The 4,061-nt window shown below is 33.1% G+C and carries 5 protein-coding genes, 2 tRNA genes and 1 pseudogene; 3 read left to right on the top strand and 5 right to left on the bottom strand.

The window, feature by feature from the left end; all coding sequences use genetic code 11:
- A partial coding sequence (locus HKP48_RS08075) for a hypothetical protein (protein ID WP_296344661.1) occupies positions 1 to 303 on the top strand: 303 nt, incomplete at its 5' end.
- Positions 304 to 375: 72 nt separating this feature from the next.
- Here HKP48_RS08075 and HKP48_RS08080 read toward each other — a convergent pair.
- A pseudogene (locus HKP48_RS08080) lies at positions 376 to 606 on the bottom strand (tyrosine-type recombinase/integrase); the annotation flags it as partial.
- A 165-nt stretch (positions 607 to 771) separates the two neighbouring features.
- On the opposite strand from HKP48_RS08080, the gene istA reads away from it, so the two are divergent.
- Together istA and istB are read left to right on the top strand one after the other, a co-directional pair.
- Positions 772 to 2,325 carry an IS21 family transposase gene (gene istA / locus HKP48_RS08085; RefSeq protein WP_296344664.1) on the top strand — a complete coding sequence of 518 codons (1,554 nt, stop codon included), beginning with the start codon at positions 772 to 774 and terminating at the stop codon, positions 2,323 to 2,325.
- Positions 2,326 to 2,349: 24 nt separating this feature from the next.
- Positions 2,350 to 3,087: an IS21-like element helper ATPase IstB gene (gene istB / locus HKP48_RS08090; RefSeq protein ID WP_296344666.1), complete on the top strand. Its 738-nt coding sequence runs from the start codon at positions 2,350 to 2,352 to the stop codon at positions 3,085 to 3,087.
- Positions 3,088 to 3,117: 30 nt separating this feature from the next.
- Here the strand turns inward: istB and HKP48_RS08095 are convergent, their stop codons facing one another.
- From HKP48_RS08095 to HKP48_RS08105, 4 genes are all read right to left on the bottom strand, one after another.
- On the bottom strand, positions 3,118 to 3,291 hold the full coding sequence (locus HKP48_RS08095) for a hypothetical protein (protein WP_296344668.1): 174 nt from the start codon (positions 3,289 to 3,291) through the stop codon (positions 3,118 to 3,120).
- A gap of 352 nt (positions 3,292 to 3,643) precedes the next feature.
- A tRNA-Phe gene (locus HKP48_RS08100) sits at positions 3,644 to 3,711 on the bottom strand.
- Positions 3,675 to 3,920 carry a GIY-YIG nuclease family protein gene (locus tag HKP48_RS12260; RefSeq protein WP_363928606.1) on the bottom strand — a complete coding sequence of 82 codons (246 nt, stop codon included), beginning with the start codon at positions 3,918 to 3,920 and terminating at the stop codon, positions 3,675 to 3,677. The genes HKP48_RS08100 and HKP48_RS12260 overlap by 37 nt, the downstream gene beginning before the upstream one ends.
- Positions 3,921 to 3,974: 54 nt before the next feature.
- A tRNA-Phe gene (locus tag HKP48_RS08105) sits at positions 3,975 to 4,042 on the bottom strand.
- Positions 4,043 to 4,061 lie beyond the last annotated feature (19 nt).

Here is a 4,061-nt window from a genome sequence, read left to right on the forward strand (position 1 = left end):
ATAGATGGTAAGAAATTAGAATCATTTTTTGAGGAAGATAAAAGTAAAGAAGATTTTATAAATAGAATTACTGTCGAGTTTAAAAGAATAAAAGACCATAATGATTTTCTTGTAAGTGATGCACCACCTTTTAAGTTTTATCAGTTTAGAGAAATGTTTGTTCAGAAAATATTTCCAAATAAAAAGTTACCTGCAGATAAAAATTTTATTGAAAAAAATAAACCATTAATACATGCAACTAAAGCTGTGTTTGACTTTAAAAATGATTTTTGGATAAACACACCTTTAAAATTTGAAGATTAAACTAACTTAGTTAGTAACAATATTAAATTAGTAGAACAAAAAAGTAAGAAGCTAAAAATTGTAAGTAACTAATTATAAAACCTTAATTTTTGTGGAAGGATTAGATTTTTGTTCTAGTTGTTTTCTTAATAAAGCCATACCATCACTAACTTTTCTTTCAATCACTGTAGCATAAATTTGAGTTGTAGCTATTTTAGAATGACCTAGTAATTTTGATACGGTTTAAATAGGCACTCCATTACTTAAGGTAACTGTAGTTGCAAAAGTGTGCCTGGCAATATGAAATGTTAGATTTTTTTTGATTTTTGGATATAGCGGTTCGATTTGTGCCAGTCATTTCGGTCTAACTGTGCCAGTGATTACGGTTTGATTTGTGCCATTTTTTAGTATTTATCTACCCTATATCGGTTCGATTTGTGCCACTTTTTAAGATCAAGTAATTAAACTTGTTGTTCAAAACAACAAGAAATGGCAAACACACTTGATACTATGGATTTAAAACAAATTATCAGCCTTCATTTAGATGGCATTAGCAACCGTAAAATTGGAGCTATCTTGGGTATATCCCGTAACACGATTAACACTTATATCAAACTCTTTAAAGCCAATGAGCACTCTTTAGAGGACTTGCTAAGTTTCGATGACGCTCGTTTAGAAGTCTTGTTTCCTTCACGTACAACCATTGATAACACGCGATATGATGAGTTGATGCGTTATTTTGAAGATGTCAATAAAGCCAGTAACCATCCTGGATTTACCCTTTTATTTCACTACAATGATTATGCTGAGAAGAGTTCTAATGCTTACAGTTACACTCAATTTACGGAGCATTATCGGCGTAAATACCCTAAACTAAAAGGATCAATGAAACTCAATCATGACCCTGGTAAAGAGATGTATGTAGACTATGCAGGAAAAAAACTTACACTGATCGATAAAAATACGGGTGAAATTATATTGGTAGAAGTCTTTTTAGCTATCCTTCCTAATAGCCAATATACCTTTGTAGAAGCCTGTCTAAGCCAAAAGCGTGAAGATTTTATTACCTGCTGTGCAAATGCATTGAGCTTTTATGGAGGTGTTCCAACAGCTATTGTTTCAGATAATCTTAAATCTGCTGTAACCAGAGCAAGTAAATATGAGCCAGAGATCAATCGAAGTTTTAAAGATTTTGCGCGTCATTACAACTGTGTCATCAACCCTACCAGAAGCTATTCTCCGCAGGATAAAGCACTTGTTGAAAACGCAGTTCATCTTGCTTACCAACGCATTTATTATCCCATTAGAGAGATGACCTTTTTTACCCTAAGTGATTTAAATAAAGAGATAAGACGACGCCTTACTGTATACAACGATTTACTTTTTCAGCTTAAACAAGCTAGTCGCAGAGAGCTCTTCCAATCCATAGAACGAGAATATTTAAAACCATTACCCACATCTGCCTATCAAATGAAAGAGTATGCAAGGGCAAAGGTGCAAAAAATGGGTTATGTATATTTTTCACCAAGTAAAAATTATTACAGCGTACCTTACAGATATATTGGTAAAATGACTCAGATACAATACACTAAAACAACAGTAGAAGTATATTATAACCACCAACGCATAGCGATACATCAAAGAAATAAAGGGAAAGGAATTTATACCACAAACAAAGAGCATCTAAGTAGTACGCATCAAAAATATAGGGAGTGGAGTCCAGATTTTTTTATGAAACAAGCAGCCCCTCATGGTGAATATGTATTGAAATGTGTGGAAGCTATACTTGTAAAAATGGACTACCCTGAAATAGCCTACAAACGTGCAATGGGACTTATACAGCTTCATAAAATATACAGCTCACAAAGGTTAGACAAGGCTTGTAAAAGAGCCTTAACTGCAGATGCTGTTTCTTATACACGCATTAAAAACATGCTTAAAAACAACCAAGATAAAAACAATTTATTCTATCAAGATTTAGAGGAAAAAGAAAATCACATCCCTTCTCATCAAAACATACGAGGAGCATCAGCATATCAATAGAAACAAAACCTAAATACATAAACAATGAACAACAATCAAACCCTTGAAAAACTAAAGCAAATGCGTCTAGGCGCCATGGCAGAATTGCATCATCAACACGTTAAAGAAAACTATGTAATCGAAATGACCCCTGACGAATACTTAGCGTTATTAACAGACCACGAATGGGAAGACCGTCAGAATAGAAAGATAAACCGTCTTTTAAAACAAGCCAAATTTAGGCAAAAGGCAAGCATTGCAGAGGTTGATTACACCTCTCAAAGAGGTTTAGATAAGAACATGTTTACGCGCTTGGCTACACTAGATTTTATAAAAAGAAAGGAAAACATAATTCTAACAGGTGCTTCTGGTGTAGGCAAGAGTTATTTGGCCCAAGCATTAGGACAAGAGGCTTGTTTGATGGAGTATAAAGCAATCTACACCAATACAGCAAGGCTTTTTAAGCACCTTAAACTCTCCAAAGTTGATGGAACATACCTTAAAGAACTAAATAAATTGGTGAAAACGGATGTATTAATATTAGATGATTTTGGTTTACAAGACTTTGATACTAATGCCAGAGAAGCTTTGATGGATATCATAGATGATCGCTATAATACCAACTCAACAATTATAGCATCACAAATACCTGTATCACTTTGGCATGGAATCATAGGAGAAGGTACAATTGCAGATGCTATTTTAGACAGAATTGTAAACTCTTCGCACAGGATAGAACTCAAAGGAAAATCATTAAGAAAAGGAAAAATTATATCAAAGTAAATTAAAAAAATTATATCATTGCAACATCTTTTAAAGTGGCACCATTTGAACCGAAACAGGTGGCATGGTCAGACCGAAATAGCCAATTTTACATAAATCTGCAATTTCTTTCAAGTAAGCATTTAGTTTCTGGTTAGAAATAGTAGGAAACAGTGTTTTGGTTTTTTTAGCTTTAATATTGCCTTTATATTTAGTAATTAGCATTTCTGAAATTGGAAGTAGAGGTATTTTAACTTTTTTATGTGCTTTTTGTCTATTTGTAATAAGCCATTTTACACCATCTATACCTAAGCAATATTATCTTCATTTAGTTGCATAGTTGTCGTCTTTTAATTAAACATTTATGTTAAGACGAAAGTCAAATCAACTATTTCAAATACAATTTGTTAAACTCTAATTAGGTTCACACTTTTTAATTTTAAATGTGTTAACCGATTTGTGAACCGAATTAAATCATTCAGATTCAATTCTTATGATATCGCAAAAACCACAAAACCTTATAAATCATACGATTTACAAGGTTTTAGTTTCTGTTGGTATTTATTTTAGTCGGGGTGGCAGGATTCGAACCTGCGACCTTCACGCTTTTAGCGTGACGCGATATCGTTCAAATATCTTTTCGCCCCTCTTTTTTTTATTTTTTTTTCAAGCAGTAACGCTTCTGATTTTAAAATTACCTTCTGTTGAAAAATAATTATCCAATCTTGAGCTCTCGCAGTAAATCCAAGATGGTTGTATAAATGTTCCTTTAGCCTTTCATCAGCGGATTTACTGGTATAACCAACATAATGTTTTTGAATTTCTTCAGAAAAAAGGATATATACTGTAAACATTTTTAAAATAAAAAAAGCTAAATATTTTTAGTATTCAGCTTTGTTAGTCGGGGTGGCAGGATTCGAACCTGCGACCTTCACGCTTTTAGCGTGACGCGATATCGTTCAAATATCTTTTCGCCCCTCTTTTTTTTATTTTTT

Origin of the sequence: Winogradskyella sp. (assembly GCF_013042245.1) — a bacterium.
Lineage (GTDB): Bacteria > Bacteroidota > Bacteroidia > Flavobacteriales > Flavobacteriaceae > Winogradskyella.